Source organism: Parabacteroides caeci, assembly GCF_023656795.1.
Taxonomy (GTDB): Bacteria; Bacteroidota; Bacteroidia; order Bacteroidales; family Tannerellaceae; genus Parabacteroides; species Parabacteroides segnis.
In genome coordinates this window covers 39,238-57,517 of record NZ_JAMOKT010000023.1, presented here as the reverse complement: position 1 = coordinate 57,517, position 18,280 = coordinate 39,238, and the positions used below count along the sequence as shown (strand labels likewise).

The 18,280-nt window shown below is 42.6% G+C and carries 12 protein-coding genes and 1 tRNA gene; 1 reads left to right on the top strand and 12 read right to left on the bottom strand.

Annotated features, from left to right (window positions below):
* Window positions 1-55 precede the first annotated feature (55 nt).
* The 8 genes from NBH15_RS13210 to NBH15_RS13175 form a co-directional block, all read right to left on the bottom strand.
* Window positions 56-129, bottom strand: a tRNA-Arg gene (locus tag NBH15_RS13210).
* Window positions 130-196: 67 nt separating this feature from the next.
* Window positions 197-2,548, bottom strand: a complete 2,352-nt coding sequence (gene tamL, locus NBH15_RS13205) for a translocation and assembly module lipoprotein TamL (RefSeq protein ID WP_128134321.1) — start codon at window positions 2,546-2,548, stop codon at window positions 197-199.
* A 169-nt stretch (window positions 2,549-2,717) separates the two neighbouring features.
* On the bottom strand, window positions 2,718-8,255 hold the full coding sequence (locus tag NBH15_RS13200) for a T9SS type A sorting domain-containing protein (protein WP_250822812.1): 5,538 nt from the start codon (window positions 8,253-8,255) through the stop codon (window positions 2,718-2,720).
* A gap of 210 nt (window positions 8,256-8,465) precedes the next feature.
* Window positions 8,466-9,845: a hypothetical protein gene (locus NBH15_RS13195; protein ID WP_244050858.1), complete on the bottom strand. Its 1,380-nt coding sequence runs from the start codon at window positions 9,843-9,845 to the stop codon at window positions 8,466-8,468.
* Window positions 9,842-10,864 (bottom strand): FimB/Mfa2 family fimbrial subunit, encoded by a 1,023-nt coding sequence (locus NBH15_RS13190; RefSeq protein WP_128134323.1) that lies wholly within the window; start codon window positions 10,862-10,864, stop codon window positions 9,842-9,844. The genes NBH15_RS13195 and NBH15_RS13190 overlap by 4 nt, the downstream gene beginning before the upstream one ends.
* Before the next feature lie 19 nt (window positions 10,865-10,883).
* Window positions 10,884-12,827, bottom strand: a complete 1,944-nt coding sequence (locus NBH15_RS13185) for an Mfa1 family fimbria major subunit (protein ID WP_250822811.1) — start codon at window positions 12,825-12,827, stop codon at window positions 10,884-10,886.
* A 23-nt stretch (window positions 12,828-12,850) separates the two neighbouring features.
* A complete protein-coding gene (locus NBH15_RS13180) occupies window positions 12,851-14,281 on the bottom strand; it encodes a DUF3868 domain-containing protein (RefSeq protein ID WP_244050856.1) in 1,431 nt (476 codons plus the stop codon).
* Between the two features lie 13 nt (window positions 14,282-14,294).
* Window positions 14,295-14,888 carry a DUF3575 domain-containing protein gene (locus NBH15_RS13175; RefSeq protein ID WP_044214758.1) on the bottom strand — a complete coding sequence of 198 codons (594 nt, stop codon included), beginning with the start codon at window positions 14,886-14,888 and terminating at the stop codon, window positions 14,295-14,297.
* Between the two features lie 441 nt (window positions 14,889-15,329).
* Between NBH15_RS13175 and NBH15_RS13170 the strand changes: the two genes are divergently transcribed.
* A complete protein-coding gene (locus tag NBH15_RS13170) occupies window positions 15,330-16,097 on the top strand; it encodes a TrmH family RNA methyltransferase (RefSeq protein ID WP_122327208.1) in 768 nt (255 codons plus the stop codon).
* Here the strand turns inward: NBH15_RS13170 and NBH15_RS13165 are convergent.
* The 4 genes from NBH15_RS13165 to NBH15_RS13150 are packed head-to-tail and all read right to left on the bottom strand — an operon-like array spanning window position 16,020 to window position 18,178.
* Entirely contained in the window at window positions 16,020-16,352 is a 333-nt protein-coding gene (locus tag NBH15_RS13165) for a hypothetical protein (protein ID WP_128134345.1), read from the bottom strand. The genes NBH15_RS13170 and NBH15_RS13165 overlap by 78 nt on opposite strands.
* Before the next feature lie 8 nt (window positions 16,353-16,360).
* A complete protein-coding gene (locus tag NBH15_RS13160) occupies window positions 16,361-17,170 on the bottom strand; it encodes a DUF4296 domain-containing protein (protein ID WP_250822810.1) in 810 nt (269 codons plus the stop codon).
* Window positions 17,171-17,797: a lipoprotein signal peptidase gene (locus tag NBH15_RS13155; RefSeq protein ID WP_250822809.1), complete on the bottom strand. Its 627-nt coding sequence runs from the start codon at window positions 17,795-17,797 to the stop codon at window positions 17,171-17,173.
* Window positions 17,798-18,178 (bottom strand): TraR/DksA family transcriptional regulator, encoded by a 381-nt coding sequence (locus tag NBH15_RS13150; protein ID WP_007657507.1) that lies wholly within the window; start codon window positions 18,176-18,178, stop codon window positions 17,798-17,800.
* Window positions 18,179-18,280 lie beyond the last annotated feature (102 nt).

Below are 18,280 nucleotides of genomic sequence, written 5' to 3'. Positions count from 1 at the left end.
AATACATAAAAAAATAGGCAGTCATCACTTACTGATAACCGCCTGTTTTTTTATGTGATCGGGCTGGGATTCGAACCCAGGACCCACAGCTTAGAAGGCTGTTGCTCTATCCAGCTGAGCTACCTGACCATCCTTATTTGCGGTGCAAAGGTAGCATTAATATTTATATTTGCAAACAGGAAAGTCTTTTTTTTCATCAGAAAGGATATCCTACTGCAAAATGCCAGGCAAAATTATTCTTTAAATTAGGATTCAGAATAGCCCACCGGTCTTTTCCACGTACCTGTGGATTATAGGCTTTCATACCTGTATCAAAACGAATCAGGAAGAAATCGAAATCCAGACGCAATCCCAAACCGTAAGACACAGCTATCTCCTTATAGAAACGGGAAAAATCGAAGTTTCCATTTTTATGATCCTTATCCGGCTTCATCATCCAGACATTTCCTGCATCGACGTAAGCCGCCAGTTCAAATTTCCAGAACATCTTGGTCCGGTATTCCAGATTCAAGTCCAAACGGATATCCCCAACCTGGTCGGCAAACGATGTAACGGAGTCTGCCAACATTCCTCCTGGCCCCAATGACCGGACAGACCATCCGCGGACGCTGTTCGCCCCACCGGAGAAATAACGCCGTTCAAAAGGCAGCATCCTCGCATTTCCATAAGGATAACCGACACCTACTCCCACATGAAATGCGATCTTATTACGACTATCCAATACATAACTTTTGCTGAAATCAACATCCCCCTTTACAAACTGTGAATAGTTAATTCCAAACAGATTATACAATCCGTCCTTATCTTTCTTTGCATTCGTTATCTTGGAAAACGCATACAACAAGTTACCGGCCATCTCGAAAGACACACGCAAAGAGTGTGTATTCCTCAAACGGTTCTGAGGATTATAATTCGTAAATGAATAGGTATAACCGGAACCAACGACAAACTGGTCCGTAAAATTATATATCCGGGTAGAGTTAGGCAGACTCTCTTCAAAATCATGATCGATCTTCGGCAAATGCACATAATCGATATCCAGCAATTTAAATACATGCCGTGCTTGTGTATTCGAGCGTTCCTGCCAGATATAACTCCATCCGCCGGAAAGGATCGCACGTCTGTACTCCGGACGTGTCTGAATACCGTAGCTGACTTTCAACTCCGTAGAAGCACGCACTCTTCGTTTAAAACTTTCATTGACAAAGGGAAACAGAAAACGAGGAAACAGAACAGACGCCTCCGCTCCTAACTCCCAATAGCTGCCGCCCGCCGAACTCTTAGATAAGGCCTCATAGGCTCCACGCACTTTCGTTGATAAAATTTCCGAACCTCTGAACAGATTCCTGTGCTGATAATTCACACTGGAGGCAAAACCGAAATCTCCGGCCGAGTTCGTTCCTTCCAGATCAACACCAAAACCTTGTAGCTTTGCCGGAGAAGTCAGGATGGTACAATTCAACATCATCGTGTCGCGTTCTTCCACTTCCGTAAAACGTATATTTACATTCCTCAATGCGCGGAGAGCAGCAAACGAAGAGTAAGTTTGTTCAACAGCCCGTTCATTGAATAACCTGCCGGGAGTTATATAAGTACTTCTACGTAAAACATTTGGGCGGATAGTTCTACCATTCTCTCCGTAGAGAATCTGTAAATCTCCTGCTTTCACCGTATCGGCAGAAGCAAACGATAAATCACTCTGCGTCTGATTCAGCGGATCATAATCTGTCACAATCGTTACATCTTTGATATAATATTGACGATGCAGGGTATCGACAACAGAACCGTCCGGCTTTAATTTACGGTAAGGTTTAAGAACCATATCCAAATCCACAATATTTCTATTGTAGGAACTATCAGCCAGATAAGCCAGGTAATCACGATTAAATGCATAATATCCTCTTCTACGGAGCAATGTCGTGATGCGTTGCCGCTCCTTATCCAGTATATCCCTGTCAAACAGGGAACTGTCTTTCACCAAAGAGGTATAGTCTTCCGGATATACCCGAAAAGCCGAAGAGGCAGCCGAGCGCTTGGGTGCTTTCAGATGGGCAATACTGTCAATCTTCGAATCATCCAGTTCCATCGTATAATTATGTATCCGGTAAGGCTCATTCGAATCAATCTTATAAATGACAACCGCCTTCTTCTGCCGCGAAGTATCTATCTCGGCCGAGACCTCCGCATTCACGTATCCTTTATTGATAAAGAACCGCCTCAACTCATCCGTCGATTGCTCCACCAATGTAGTATCCAGAATAACAGGCGGCTCCCCAATCCGACGGAGCTGCTTGCTAAGCCAACGTTTTTCATTCCGGCCCGACCAGTCATAAACAAAAAGCTGCCATTTCATCAACCCGAACACTTTAAAGTTCGGTTGCTGTCTGAGATATGGCTTCAACTCATTTGTTCTATAAGATTTATTATCGGAGACAATCTCTACTTTATCCAGCAGATATTCACCGTCACCGACATATTTCGTCGTACTACAGGCGGCCAGTATCCAAACAAGGCATATGAAATATAGTATATGGAGGATTCCCTTCATTATTCGAGCTTTTACGCAGGCAAATGTAGCTGAAATTATTCAGAAAGCCAACTAGTCAATACAAGATACAATAAAGGGGATGCCTTTTTCAATAAAAAAATGGCGGCCATTAATAATATGACCGCCATTCAGTTACAAATATCTATGAAGATTTATATTGTATCCACAATTACTTAACCTCCATTTTCTCCGAACATACCTGTGTTACACTTTCGGCTTTGACGATATAAATGCCGGGAACCAAGTCTTTGACATAGACCGTCTGCATATTCAGATTATCCAAATAACGCAAACGCTGTCCGGAGACGCTATAGACGGAGATCCGGGTAAGCGGATCAACCGATGAAACCACAATCTGACCGTTTCCATTGGCATAACATACAATCTCGTTGCGAGCAATCACCTCGTTCGACGTAGCGATCGAGCCATTCAGGAAGTAGCGTCCGGAAGTATTGCCGGAGACAGTCAGGGTCAAACCGTCAGTCACCGGATAGACCTTGCCACTCTGCTTGTCTACGAATGTAACATTCTGCATATCTCCCGACAGCTTGAAACTCAGCTCTACCGGAGAAGCATCTTTACCATAGATGCCGACCGGAATATCTTTGAGTTCCGGTGTCACGTTGATAGCTGTCATCTGATTACCGGCAAGTGTATAAACTTGCGGAGCGGCGACTTCCTCATTGATCAGCAAGGCTGCATCTTCACCTTCTATATAGCTGTCTGATGCTGTAACAAGACCTGCCACAAGCGCTGTGTTATGTACACCACCACGGCTGGCAGTGATACGCAATTGAGGCAATGTCTTTTCTGATGCCGCAGCAGTAGCAGAACGCAAGCCGACTTTCTTTCCTGAAGTGGGGGCTTTGGCTATCATATCAGTAGTAAATACAGCATTTTTCAAATCATTTTTAATAAATGATTGAAGAGGAGCTACATAGTTTGGATCGTCACTTTCTGTGGATAATTTATACTCGTCACCTGCAATATTGGTTATCGTAGTATTGCCACTCATAATATAATATGTATTATTTGTTGAATGGTTAGCATCGAAGAACTTTTTCATATCCAAATGCGACATAAACGGATTACCCAACATACCAGTTGTTGTAACATTCAAACTTGTTGTATCGGGACTAAAATAAAAACGTCCATTACCCTGTCGATTTTTACTAGTTATATTCTTTTCATCTTCGCTTGTCTTATTGTCGTTTTCATAATAATGATATAATACATCAGCTTTAGGCAAACGGAATAATACACTCTCCTTTTCAAGCTTCGATGACGCCTTTGTTCCGATAGAAAATCCGGAACCCGAAACAAACGGAACATCTACATCATTATACAAATTCGACCAATTGGCTAATTCTCCATAATTAACTTCATCTTTCGGATAAATAACTTTTACAGAAGTACTATTCCACCCACGCATATAAACAGCAGGTTCCCAACGAGTATAATCTGTTGTATTATATTTGATATCTTCAAATGCAGGAGTCTCTTGCCGTGCATATTTACCGATACCATTATTACCTGTCGGCAAATACATATCTCCCGAAACAACACCTTTCAAAGGTGAAGCAAGCATATACCAACGGTTCGGATCCGTTTCGTAGTCTACATGAGCTTTGTTGTAGGTCAGGTATTCCGTATGCAGGATTTCCGATTCGGGTTTGATATAAATTTCATCGCAGGTGTTACCGTAGAAACGGACACAAGAGTAGGAATGGCCTTGTTTTTTATCCGGATTCTCAAAATTAATACCTTCTCCGAACAACTCCTGTTCATAATCTGGATCGGCCAACAAGTCATATTCGATATTCTTGGTGGCAGAACCGATAGTTGCATCCATGTTTGTCGGAGCCATATCCAACAAGACAGTCGGATCTGTTCCCCGTTTACTCAATTTGTACAAATGGGGATAGGCAGCATAAGCATTGCCATCAATAGCATAATTGCCATCCTTGTCTTTTGCTTTACCATAAATTGTCACTTTCGTGAAACGCATTGGGGTGTAGGCTTCTGGATGTGTGCCATTGGCCTCGGCTCCTTCCTTATCGCCCGACATATAAAGTTCTGCATTTTTAGAACGTCTCCAATGTTTCAAATCGTCGTTGTTCCAGTTGTGCATGCCGTTTTCGCTTCCCACCCAAGTCACGTATTCGGGAACGATTTTAAGGGTGAGTTTCATAGAACCTCTATGAACTACAACTCCGTTTCCGTTTCCATCTTTTACAGCGTATGGTATTTCAACCATATACCAGAAACCTTCACGGAAACCTTCTTTCGGTTTAACAGCCAAGTCTTCAAATTTGATTTTGAAATAGTTTTTATCCCATTTCGGTTTAGCATCCGTAGCTACATATTCATCTCCAAAACCGTCCAATGTAGCAACTTCCTTATTAACTAAACCATCTCTCCTTTCTTGATCCGAAGTTTCGCAAACCATTATTTTACTATTCTCCGTATCTACAACAAACCTTTCATCTACTGCTGATTTACGGATATGAACAGGGATACGCAATGTTCCCTGATTTGCCTGCATATCCTGTATTTGGATTAAGCCAAGACGTACAGAACGGACAGGAGAACCGTCTTCCGGATCTTTATCAGGCTGAGGATCTTTAGGTTCTTCAGGTGTATCGGGATCATCCGGATCGTCAGGATCGGGTACATCGGGATCACCCGGATCGATAGTCGGAGGTGTACCACCTAAATCAAATTGAACTGGTTTTGAACAATACAATGTTTCTTTTATAGGTTGCCCATTAGCCATTTGATTTTCTTGTGCCCGAATAACAACAGATTGATATCCCAAATTCATTGTATATTCAAAACTAGACTCACCTAATATAAGCCTCCATTCTTTCTCCTTATTGTTATCATCCTTTATTCCATACTTTTCATCCAACAAACGCTTAATAGCTTCTTTATCTGCAACACTGTTTTCTTTCGTAAGTTCACTCAATGCATCTTGAATTGAATAAGAACCTCCATTAGGCAAAACTATCATACCCTTTGCTGTAAACTCATCAAGTGTCCCCAAGAACCAATTGAATTTAGCATCTTTCAACTCCAAAAAATCATTTGCTTCTATACTCTCTTTATACCAAAATTTTCCGGTTATAGTATAAGTTTCATTAACTACAGCATCCTCTGGTTTAATAACCTCCGTTTGTCCATGCGTTATCTCATAATTACTATTTGAAATAGTCAATTGGAAAGGATTACCAATCAGGGCACACTGATTATCTGTAATATCTAAATCACTTTCTGTCAAAGGATTTGTAGACAGTCGAGCAATATAATCTACTCCAGGTTCTAATTCTCTATCTTCTATATCAAGATAAACCGGAGCTGATGCTATCTTTGGATTAGGAAGATCCTTGTTTAACTCATAATCAAATGTTTGAGTCCACACCATATCTTCCAATTTAGTAGAAACATAGGAAGTACGATAGTTCTGTTTACCACTAGCTCTTAAATTAGTATAGTTTATTTGTATTGGTTTACTTTTATCACTTTCCTTATAAACCGAATAATAAATACTTGTAAAATAATCAATAGCATCATCAGGCTTATCTTTAAGATAATCTTGTAATAACTGTGGTAAATCCTCCTTTTTCACACGCTGATTTAACGGAACTTTTTCTCCTTTTTTTAATCCCAACACGTCTAATGCACGATTATAATCTGTCACAAATCGCAGCGTATTAATATCGGTTTCACACAGATCTCCTGCCTTAACAAGATCTACCTGCGGCTTCGTTTTGAAGATACGAATGTCATCGATAGCGTAGTCAGCACCGTCGGTGTGAGGTTCGTTGTTTTGGATTTCAAGGTGGAAATTTGTATATCCATCCAAACTTTTGTCAATAACAAAAGAATAACAAAGTTGTTGCCATTGCATAAGGTATGTATTAAAATCTCCACTTTTGCCATAATCCGTTAGTGCATCTCCAGAAGTAAACCTATGAAGAATAACCTCCTTTCCATCTCCATCTTTAGCTTTAAAAATCAAATTTAAATTTGGAGCTAAAGGCAACACATTTCCTGTAACATTATTTGATGAATATCCTGGACGTGTCATATCTGCTAACCAAGCCGTTACAGTAATTTCCGTATCTGAACAAATGTCACTTATAGGAACATCAACCAATGTTCCAGGATCATCTGACGCATCTATATAATAAAAATAACCATATTCGTTTTTACCAGATTCTTTTGCTATAGCATGAGTTCTATCATAAAACTCAAACTCCTTCTTTTGATAATAAGGATTCAATGCCGGAACCCAAACATAACATTTATTAAAATCCAATTTATCTGTATTCGCAAAAACAATAGGAGATTGCGTAAAGCCTGTTGAATAATTAGGGACATTGGCACTCCTATATAACCCATATACATTTTGAAGGGATAATTGAGAGAATTTGCCTTGTGTATAGGTACCCGCAGGTCGTTCCAAAGAAGATATATTTTTATTCATAAACCCATAGGAAGTCTGCGCTAAATCATAGGTTCCAAAAGGGTTTACAGACATATTATTTTCCCTTGTTAATTCTGTCTTGACATCATCTTGATCAAAATCAACATTTCCAATCTCTACATATTTAGATTTATTATATCTAGGCCATCGATCTATATTTGCTTCTTTATCTGCTATCTCTGTCTCTAACTTAAAACCTACATTTTTCTTTGGAGAAAAATTAAACTCAGCTACTTCCTTAGAATGAGTTCCTGTTTCATCTACAACTATTACACTTACATTAATTACTCCTCCATCATAATACCCTGTTTCTTTACCACCTTCTTCATAAGGAATTCTTTGAACTTGTTGGGAAGATATAGTAGCATTTCTTGTTACGAGTTTAAAATCATGATAATCTGTATCTTTTCCTTTTACTTGATATTGAAATTTTTTCCCTTGATATTGTTCACTTCCTTCCATCCAAAAATAATTTTCAGGAGCAGATGGCATCAAAAAGTTTATAGACTTACTCTCCGCTGGATAATCTATATCAAAAACATCCTTTTCTTTATTTATACAATCCTTTGCTGATTTTATTTCATAAATAAAACGTTTCAACAATGTTGGTTCATTATATGTACCTTTGATATCATTATCGCTTCCTGATAAATCCAAACTTCCATTATTATAAACACTAACATCACAATATACCCTATCTCCACCTTTATAATCAGCAGGTAAAATATATTCTATTGTGGACACATCCATGCCACATCCTCCCAAGTTTAAATCTTTTCTTAATCTATTAGACCAAATCAATCCCTTCTCATCTTTAACTTTACAAAAAACATTACTAGATGAATACGTTGCATTTGGATCTGAATTAATAAGTCCCCCTCCACGAGCAGCAGCTTCTTTGTTTGAAAAGATCCTTTGTTTATAAGAAATATCACCTTCCCCTTCAATATACCAATGGACAAACCAATTATATCGTGGATCATTATCAGATCCTTGATTAATTGTCAATTCTGGAATACTTAGTTCTCGCTTATCTGATACATAAATAGTTTTAATAGAAGAAAAAACCTCATCATGATTATCCGAATGAATCAATTCGATCGTCGGTCTGTCAACATCCGTCTGCCCCCAAGCCATCCAGCCCCCGCCGGTTAGCAGGGCTAACGACAAGAGTAGCATCCGGAGCCACCTGTCATATTTTATTTTATTTCGTTTCATTGTATTCTAATTTTGTTGTTATATCTGTTGTTTTTATATTTTGAACGGCTTAATAAGTAAGCCGAAATCTACTTACTAAGTAGACCCTACCTCTACTTAGTAAGCAGATGAGCGTCTACTTATCGAGTAGATGGACATCTATGGGTCGAGTAGACGAGCGTCTACGGGTCGAGTAAATTTTGCAGGCCTCGATAACCTGCAAAATCTCGCTTAAGGTTGCGATTGGGCCTGCTCGAATATCTCCGCAAAATTCAACGTAACGGGGAAAACGGATATCGTCCGAACGCCGCTGGTCGCTTTCAACTTAAAGGTAAGTGGGCCTGTTGCATTTATGGCATAACCGGCCATACGTCCTGTTATAGTTGTACCGGCTAATTGCAAGTCCTCTATCAACCATTCTGGATTTTCAATACTTCTATCAATAGACCATTGAATATTTTCCGGTACTGGTGTCCCTTCATTCAACGATTTCAATTCTATAATTTCTATCGTAAACGGACCGCCACCATACAGCGTACCATTCAAACCCTCCAGCTTGGATGTTAATACGGGATAACCACCGATCGGCGGATTTTCTCCTTTCAACGTCAAAGTCAAGCTGTAGCCACAAACCCACAAGTTCAGGTTCCAGATATGATTGCGTTTGACTTCCGTGTTTTCAGTAAACCTTATTCCGCTATGCATACCAGAACCATGATAAACATTGTCCTGGCTTGTTGTTTTAAAATCAAGTTTAAAGCCATTTTGCATACTGGATTCAAATACATACATCCAACCGGAGGTATATTCATCCAGCTTATCCCCCATCGGTTGCAGCGTTTTTGTCTCCGCAGGTAAAAAATCCACATCACCTTTTCCAGACCAATCCTTGATAGATCCTCCCAACAAAAGTGTTTTATTATTGAAAGAACCCAACGTAAGACCATCCAACTTCAACCCGTGGTTTGTCGCATTAGTGACCTTCACCTGCAAACGACTCACTAAACGGGTAAGTTCGATTCTTTTCTTTACCGAAGAAGAAACCTCCCACGTCTCAGCGTAACTCATCGGAAGATAAACTTTTTTTTGCTTCGGGTCAAAACCACCTTCAGGCCAGGAGACCTCTTCCGGCAGCTTCGGTATCTCATCACCTTCTTCTGCTGCGATAACAGCATTTAGCATCTCATTCTTCAGCGACTCCCAATTGGCAAAGGCATAAATCCGTTTCGTACCTTGGGGCAACCGGAACTCTTCGGAAGTCCAACTTGTCAGTTCACCCTCTTTAGCCTTCTCATCATTCGTTAAATCGGGCAAAAACTTCTTCTCAATCTTTTGGGTAGAATTATTGACAATCAGCACGGCCAGTGAATGAATCTGTTCACCCGACAAAGCATTATCGTCTTTCTTTTCTACCTCCTCACCTTCGTCAGCTTTCGTTTGCAGCGGGGACATAACATCCGCTATGCCCACTTGCAAATCCACCTCCACCATTTCGGGAAGGTCCAGGTCGCCGGAGCCACCCTTCTCGCCACTCACACAACCGAAGGCGAGAAAAGCAAGCAGGCAGACAACCGCTGACAGGTTCCTATATGGATTCAATCGACCTTTCATAATGTCATCTCCTCATTTCCAAGTGTCAAGTCTTCCAAACGAACAATCCAGTCGTCAACGATCACCTCAAGACAATGTGCCCGTCCGCCGACAATGTCGACGTATGCTGTGATGACATACTCGTCTTGCCGATCCAGATACTCCTGCCCCGGTAGTTTATGAGAAGCGATCTGTGTCAATTTCAGGAGTTCCGTGAGACTGACGTTGATAAACGGCGTCTCCTCGCTCGCATAACGGATACGAAGCGTGCCGGTGTTGTTGTCGATCAAACGAAGCGTATTCAATTCCGTGCAGACAGCCTCATACTTAACCGTTTCGCTGCCGGAGGCTTTCACTTCCTCTACTTGTTGCAGATAAGGCAACCAGGTGATCCGCGTAGGAGAAACCGGTTCATTGTGCGCATCAAGATCGCCGTTTGTAGTAGTAACAGCAAAGTCGAATGCATCCGACGTCAGTTTCGTTCCCCGGTTGGCATCGATCAGTATGAAACGGATCTTATTGGTATTCTTTACCAATGGGAACTCGGTATCGGTAGTACCTCCGATAGGTATCGTATATTCCAGTTCCCCTTGAAAAAGACCGGACAATTCGCGGTCGACACGATTTTCCACCATTTGTACCGACATACGGAAGTCATCGATAGAAGAACCGGGGGCCGGTTCCGTCCACGTATAATCCTGAGCGTTCAAACCGGCCCAAGCCAACAGGCGGTAATCGCCCGGGTCAAGTTCGCTCAGATCCACTTCGTTCTTTTTTAACTCTTCCCCCTCGATCAGGCGAGATGAAAGAAACTTGCCTTCAGCACTATAAATATACAAACGAACATTTTTTGCTGCCTCCTGATTCTCCATTTCATAGGCAAATGCATCGGCATGTTTGATATTATGCCGGTAAACAAAACGGAGTGTATGCCGGCAAAGAGGCAATTCATCATGGATATAATCGCATGAGGCCAACCCGGCCAGGCACAACAATACCAGTACCGGGAAAAAGATATATTTTGTTGTTATTGATTTCATCGTTCTCTTATTTTAACGGTTAGAAATAAAACGTTTCAGGGTCGATTATCAACCAAGGCTTCACAACCACCTCGATCTGGATAAGCGGATCGGTATCGGGATCATCTGGGTCATCAGGTCCAGGAGGTGTTGGATCGTCAGGATCGTCCGGGTCGTCAGGACCAGGAGGCGTCGGGTCGTCAGGATCGTCAGGATCATCCGGGCCAGGAGGAGTCGGATCGACAGGTTCCGGATCAAACGGTGGTTCGTAAGGAATATCCTTTCCCAAACCGTAAATATCACTGATGCGCAGCTTATAAACATTGTTGCGCACAATAGCATACTCCATAATCCCCTTTGAAGGGTCGTTGTTGTTAGAATGACGAATCCAATGAGTATAATAGCAAACTCCGTCAGCATACGTATGTAGTCCGTAACGCGCCAACAATCGGCGAGTGTCCTTACCATTCAGATTTATAGTCGGTATGCTGTTCGTACCCAGCGAGTACCCAAAAGTGACATACATATAATTATTCCAGGACAACAGGGAGGCTTCAGCTTCGGTCAAACGATCGGTTGCCGTTTTACCTTTTGCCTTCCGGGTAAGAAAACGACAGTAACCCACCGGATCGTTTTCCTTTAACACCTTTGTCAACTTCTCGACATCGCCCCAAGTCTTACCGGCAAAATCATAGCCGACCACATTTGTACCGTTGCCTGCAAAGGCAGCCATTGCAGCTTCCGCTGAACCATATATCACGCCATTGAATGCAAAGAAAGTAAAAGGCGCACCATCCAAGCCCGTCCGTTCGACCGCTTTACCGGAAACCGGATCATAAACAATGCATTTCTTAGGTCCATAGGAAGCTTTAAATACGACTCCCGTATTGATATAAGGCGATTGTTCCGCCTTGGCCACCGCATTTTCTTTCGTGTACCCCACCCGGTACCAGTCACCCACACGTTCACCCAAACCAGGAGCAAACTTCCAGTTGGATACTGATGTACCGTAGCTCGTTAAATAATTTTCGTAAAGCGAAGCAAGCGGTTGTCCGGAACCGGAAGGCTGTTCCGGATTAAAAACACGACGATCCACATTTGCCAGCGTCTTCTTGCGACTCCACGGATCCAGCACGTAGTTGGTCTGGTGATCGCCCCATTCAGGCAATTCCAAGCCGAGGTATTCAAGCGTACTTTCCGCACCGTACGAGCCATCCGATGCCGCACCTATCACTCGTTTGAGCATATAGGAACCGGCATCCAGCTTGTTTACAATCAAGGCTCCGGTAATGGAAACCTGGGCCTCGCCAGCTGTCTTGTCCGTCACATCATAATATTTGTGTACCAATTGATAATCGATACGTGCCGCATGACGTTCCACCTCGACTGTGGCCGAAGCCGGATTATCGATCGTATTCTCACCACAGATATACACTTGTGTGTCCAAGTGACCATCCGAAGCCATCACAAAACGAGAATATTTTCCTCCATTCTCCGTCCAGGCGCGCTTTTGCAAATAGTCACGCACACCGCCAAGCGTCATTCCCTGAAGCTGCGAACGTATGTTGTCGGTGTTAGTTATAACCAGCAGGTCATACCAACCACCCGGAAGCCCCACTAGTACCGGTTCGGTGCGATTGTCACCCTCCATGGCATTACGGTCCAGATACATAATTTTATCTATCGGGGTCGATGCAGGAGAATTCACCCCGTCTGTTCCTTGATAAAAGAGCAGCATCAAATCGTCGATGCGCGTCTCGTAGTCTTGTCCCGGCTCATAGCCGTCACCATTCTCGCCACCGGTGGGGTTTGAACGGGTAAGAAGTTTGGCTTCCGGACTGCTGATAGTCAGACGAAGGTAGTTTTCCACCACCACATCCTCCTCTCCGTCGTCACGGTTCAAATGAACTTCGTCAGTACAGCCAACCTGCATAAAACAGGTTGCCATACAGGCGTATAAAAGATATTTATAGGCTATGTTCATAATCAATCATTTTTTGAAGTTCTTTATTCTTCACGTTTTGCTTTGATCTGTTCGAGGTTTGCCTGGGCCGATTTACCTGTCACCGGGCTATTCTGCAACGTATTCAAGATCTTTTCCGCACCGTCCAAATCACCGCGAAGCATCAGAATAGATGCACGTGCCAACTGTTTCTCATCTCCTTCGGCTGCTTTCTGAAGGTAACGTTCGGCTTGTTCCAACTGGCCTCTTTGAATAGCTGTGTTAGCGGCATTCAGATTCGACACAGGATCATCAGGAAACATGCGGACAGCAATTTCGAACACTTCGTTATATTTCTCGCTTCCAGCCTCATAGCTTTGAGCCACCATAAACATTTCATTCAGACTCAACTGCTTCGGATCAGTATAAATAAGCGACCGGGCTTCTTCGGCTGTGAAATTGCGGATGTTATACTTCACCACATAGTCCGAATGGCGTAACGCCGGATAAACATCCCTGAGTAGAATTCTATAAGAGTTACCGCCGTTCAAGACTTTCAACTTCAGCTCCTTCTTATCGAGGTCGCGTGGTTCCGGATCACGAATAATAGCCAGCAACTCAGCTTTGTCCGGTAAATTCATTTCTTCCAGACGTTTTTCCAATCCTTCCCAGTCTTCCGGTTCGAAATCTACACTGAATGTGGCATGCTCGAAACGATAGAGGCTTTTCACGTAGTCGCGCAAGGCCTTGGCACGATTTTCCGCTAAATATGTATTATTGGCGTATGAGCCTTCGGGAGACGCAAAACCTTTGATCCATACTTCCGTGATGGTGGCATACGGATCGTCTTTTACAGACTCGATCGTCGCACGAATAGCAGCCAGCTCACGCGGATTGTTACGGTAGTCGGGATAAATCGTTATTTTGTTAACCGGGAAATCCAAAAACGCTTTTCCCTCGATCGAACGCGCCTTGACCGCCTCAGCTTCAGGTGTACGATAGGCGAGCAACGGTCTCAAAACAACCGGATCTGACAAATTGATCGGAAAGAGTGGAGAACGGTCGTTCTGCAACGCTTCCCAACCACAACCGCAGAGGTCGGTTACGAGAGCCACTTCCGACTTCTTCATCCAAGGCGCCATTGGTGTGCGAGTGGTGTATTCAAAGAATTGCTCCTCACCATTATTACGACGCAGTTCATATTCCCCGTGTGTTGAATAAGTACGTCCTGTGCGATCGTACAAAATATGGCGATCGCGACCATTGAGAATAACCGGTGTCAAAGGGCGGATACTATCACCCGAAACAACCACCGGTGTACATACCAGACTACGATCAGAAGGAACTTTCACTTCACCAAAATCGAACGTCATACCAATAATCAACGCACTGTCCGATTTCTCTACAATCTTATCCTTTACTTTAATCTCCTGTGCCTGCAAAGCAGTTGCCGCCAGCAGACTTGTTACTATAAGTATATGTTTGTTCATTTTCATAAGGCGGCGAAAATTAAAATTGATAAATCAGATTAATTGCTGCTTGTGTTGGACCGAAATAATGTTTCTTGACGTATTCCTGACGACGACCGCAGTTTGTACAGGGGTATTTCTCCGATTCGAGATAGAGATATCCCACACCGACCGTCGCTTCCAGATTCCAATGCTTGGAAAGCAACCATGAATAACCGTAGCTAACTCCTACTCCTGCTCCCCAACCTTGATGGCGCTCATTCTCGGTACCCAGTATTTTGATGTCCGATACATTATATAATATGTAAGGGACATGCAGACCAATGAAATGTTTGTAGGAAGTTTCACAAAACCAATAACGCAACTCCGGATGAAGTCGCCAATGCTTAAGAGATTTACCATAGCTACCATCTTCTTTCTTTCCGTCGAACGGGTTCAGACCGGTCTCTATATCCAATGACCAATGACGTGCCAGACGAAATTCAACTCCGGCATTGAAAGTCGCCATCGCTCCCCAATACGGGATATTCGTTTTCAGGCCGACGACTGATCCTTTCTGACCACTCAATCTATCCTGTGCATAAAACGACAATGGAATCACAAACAGGAAGATCATGATAATAAGTTTTCTCATCATACTTTTTGTTTTTTAGTTATTTTGTTTTATTCGTTTATTATCTTCTTCACATCGCTATCAATCTATTCATTTCATTCATATCCAAACCACAAGCATTAGGGTTACATGTAAATTAAGTAAATAAAATATATATAATTTTTTGCTGTGCATACAGCAAAAAACCCTCATGAGGGTTACTGGATTTATCCATCTATACTAGTTTTTCGAAAACTTCGCCTTAAAATTATAAATTATAAAAAGAGATTATTCCAAATGCCGCTCAAATCAAGACATATGGTATAATAATGGAGAAATTTGACCCTTCATACTCCACAAAAATAATAGGTACAATCCTCATAAAAGGAGAATTGTAATGTATTTACCTTATATCCACTTTTCAATGAAATGTAACTGAAATTAAATAAATTCCTGTACTTTTGCTTTGTAAAAAGAGTAAAGATGCTGAGTAAGTCTAAAGTAAAACAGATCCGTTCACTGGAATTAAAGAAGTTTCGTAACGAGTTAAATGCATTTGTTGCCGAAGGAAATAAGTTGGTGGCAGACATGTTACATGCATTCGAATGCGACCTGCTGATAGCCAAACCGTCATGGATGGCAACACAAGGCGACATTCCCGCTAAGGAATTATTGGAAGCTGACGACGATGATATACGGAAAGCCAGTTTCTTGAAAAACCCGCAGGACGTACTGGCCGTCTTCAAACGTCCGGCCTGGTCATTGGAAGATGCCGACCCGAAAACCCAGTTAATCCTTGCCCTCGACGGGATACAAGATCCCGGTAATCTCGGTACGATCATACGGCTGGCAGACTGGTTCGGCATCGAACATATTGTTTGTAGCCAGGACACCGCCGACGTATTCAGTCCCAAAACAGTACAAGCCACTATGGGAGCTCTCGTCCATGTAAAAGTACATTATACGGATTTGCATGGCTACCTGAAAAAACAGGCAGAACAACAAATCCCGTTATACGGAACGTTTCTTGACGGAGAGAACATGTACACGAAAGAATTATCGGAAACAGGTATCATCATCATGGGAAATGAAGGAAACGGTATCCGTCCCGAAATAGAAACACTTGTCAATGAAAAGTTGTATATACCTAATTACCCTCAGGACAGGGAAACATCAGAGTCGCTGAACGTAGCAATCGCCACTGCTGTAGTCTGCGCCGAGTTCAGGCGTCGTCGGGGAAATGCGGGGTAAATGGCAGACTTGTACCAGAGAGTCTACGGTTACTGAATCCGTAACAGCCAGCCATTCCGCTAAAGAAGAAACTCCAACCGGAGGAAAAGTAATGTCTGACGGTACCGGCAATAAAGTACCGTCATAAAATTCTGTATTCGCAATCTCCTGTTCCAAAGGATACACACCGGTCAAACGTCCCTCCGCATCCAATTCGAGATAATGCATACGGTACCATTTACGCCAGTATATATAATGCGAAGCAATCCTGCGCATATTTTGATCTAATTCTTTATGGAATCCTTACGTGCTACTTGTATGGAGTCGTTTTCCGGTAACCGACCGTAGTTATACCGCATCAGATTCAAACTATCCACATAAACTTTGAAATAAGAGGTGGAATCATCTTTTCCGTTCAGGCGGATAAAACCATACACGCTCTTTACCTGTTTGGTAGGCAAAGTCCTTAACGTTGTTTCATGATAACCGTCGCGAAGAATTTTGTCGTTTACGGTAATAATCGTATCGCCCTGATTTGCGCTCAGACGGATCTCCGGACGATTCTTCATCGCATCGTTCAATCCCCAGACACGCATTCCCAATACAAACGTACTGCCGGACGGATAGTTGGTTTCCGGTTTAATATCGACCGCTATCCCGTTAAACAGGGCATTCGGTTCTAAGGTAAGATAAGTAAGACGCGGCCAGATATCTACAGAGTCCTGCTTTGATACAGGAGCGGCATTTGCCTGCACATCTCCCAGCGCCTTTTGCCGTTCATTCAGTTCGGCCAGTACCAAGTCGTAAACCTGCATGTACACATCCAGGTTACGCCCATACCAGACCAGCGAACTGTCATAAACAGCCTGTTCTATTTTATGCTTGCGGAATACAGACTGGTAAAGCGCTTCTTTCTCAGCATCGTCGCTATACTTTTTATAATCCGTGCTGATCATAGCTTCAGCCAGTTGCATATCGATCAGGACAGCCTTCATTTCCTTTTCCGACAAAATACCATCAGGCACCTTACTACAGGAAACCAACAAAGCTGCCGTCAACAATGCGACACCATATCTGCGCAATTTATTCCGCATTTATTTATTACTTTCTTTTTCTTTAGAGAGACTGGCCGACAAGGTATGCCGGTAAAATATCAATAATAAGAAAACACCTACGCAGATTGCTGAATCCGCCAGGTTGAAGATAGGACGGAAAAAGACGAACTCCTCCCCACCCCAGATAGGAAGCCAGTCAGGCAATACCATCTGAATCAACGGGAAATAAAACATATCCACTACTTTCCCGTGCAGCCATCCCGCATACCCTCCGCCCGCAGGCATAAAAGATGCGATCTGACCGAAACTATGATCAAATACCACTCCATAAAATACGGAGTCGATAATATTACCGATTGCTCCTGCAAATATCAACGAGACACAAGCAATAAAACCGAAATTATATTTGTCCTTTACAAGCTTATACAGGTAATAACCGATAAAGCCGACCGCCACAATGCGGAATATCGACAAAAACAACTTACCTATTACTTCTATACCGAAAGCCATTCCCGGATTCTCGGTAAAATAGAGATAAAACCACGGGGTAATCTCTATACTCTCATGCAACTGCATGTGTGTCTTGATCCAAATTTTGAGAGCCTGGTCAAGAATAAGGAGCAGCATTATAATCAACACTGCTCCCCAACCTTTAGAAAATTTCATTTATCTCTTACCTCCTTGTTTTGCTTCGATACTCAAAGTAGCATGAGGAACGGCACGCAGTCTTTCCTTCGGGATCAGTTTACCCGTTTCACGACAAATGCCATACGTTTTATTTTCTATACGGATCAAAGCAGCCTGTAAGTTCTGTATGAACTTCATCTGGCGTTGTGCCAAACGTCCGGCCTCTTCCTTCGACAAAGTTGCGGCACCTTCTTCCAACACCTTAAATGTTGGTGATGTATCAGCCACATCGTTACCATCAGAATTGGTTACACCCGATCTCAACAACTCGTAATCCTTCTTGGCTACCTCCAACTTTTCTAAAATAATGGCGCGGAACTCCTCGAGTTCAGCATCCGAATATCTAGTCTTTTCTGCCATGGTTCATTTAATTTTAGGTTCCACAATTCATAATATATATCAGGCGACCAAGTCGCAGTCCAAATATACGATAATATTTATATGCAACAAGGGACGCCTTTC

Excerpts from the sequence above, each read along its gene's own strand:
- NBH15_RS13195 (WP_244050858.1), bottom strand. The coding sequence starts at position 9,845 with ATGAAAGGTCGATTGAATCCATATAGGAACCTGTCAGCGGTTGTCTGC.
- tamL (WP_128134321.1), bottom strand. The coding sequence starts at position 2,548 with ATGAAGGGAATCCTCCATATACTATATTTCATATGCCTTGTTTGGATA.
- NBH15_RS13165 (WP_128134345.1), bottom strand. The coding sequence starts at position 16,352 with ATGCGCAGGATTGCTTCGCATTATATATACTGGCGTAAATGGTACCGT.
- NBH15_RS13150 (WP_007657507.1), bottom strand. The coding sequence starts at position 18,178 with ATGGCAGAAAAGACTAGATATTCGGATGCTGAACTCGAGGAGTTCCGC.
- NBH15_RS13155 (WP_250822809.1), bottom strand. The coding sequence starts at position 17,797 with ATGAAATTTTCTAAAGGTTGGGGAGCAGTGTTGATTATAATGCTGCTC.
- NBH15_RS13185 (WP_250822811.1), bottom strand. The coding sequence starts at position 12,827 with ATGAACATAGCCTATAAATATCTTTTATACGCCTGTATGGCAACCTGT.
- NBH15_RS13190 (WP_128134323.1), bottom strand. The coding sequence starts at position 10,864 with ATGAAATCAATAACAACAAAATATATCTTTTTCCCGGTACTGGTATTG.
- NBH15_RS13175 (WP_044214758.1), bottom strand. The coding sequence starts at position 14,888 with ATGAGAAAACTTATTATCATGATCTTCCTGTTTGTGATTCCATTGTCG.
- NBH15_RS13200 (WP_250822812.1), bottom strand. The coding sequence starts at position 8,255 with ATGAAACGAAATAAAATAAAATATGACAGGTGGCTCCGGATGCTACTC.
- NBH15_RS13160 (WP_250822810.1), bottom strand. The coding sequence starts at position 17,170 with ATGCGGAATAAATTGCGCAGATATGGTGTCGCATTGTTGACGGCAGCT.
- NBH15_RS13170 (WP_122327208.1), top strand. The coding sequence starts at position 15,330 with ATGCTGAGTAAGTCTAAAGTAAAACAGATCCGTTCACTGGAATTAAAG.
- NBH15_RS13180 (WP_244050856.1), bottom strand. The coding sequence starts at position 14,281 with ATGAAAATGAACAAACATATACTTATAGTAACAAGTCTGCTGGCGGCA.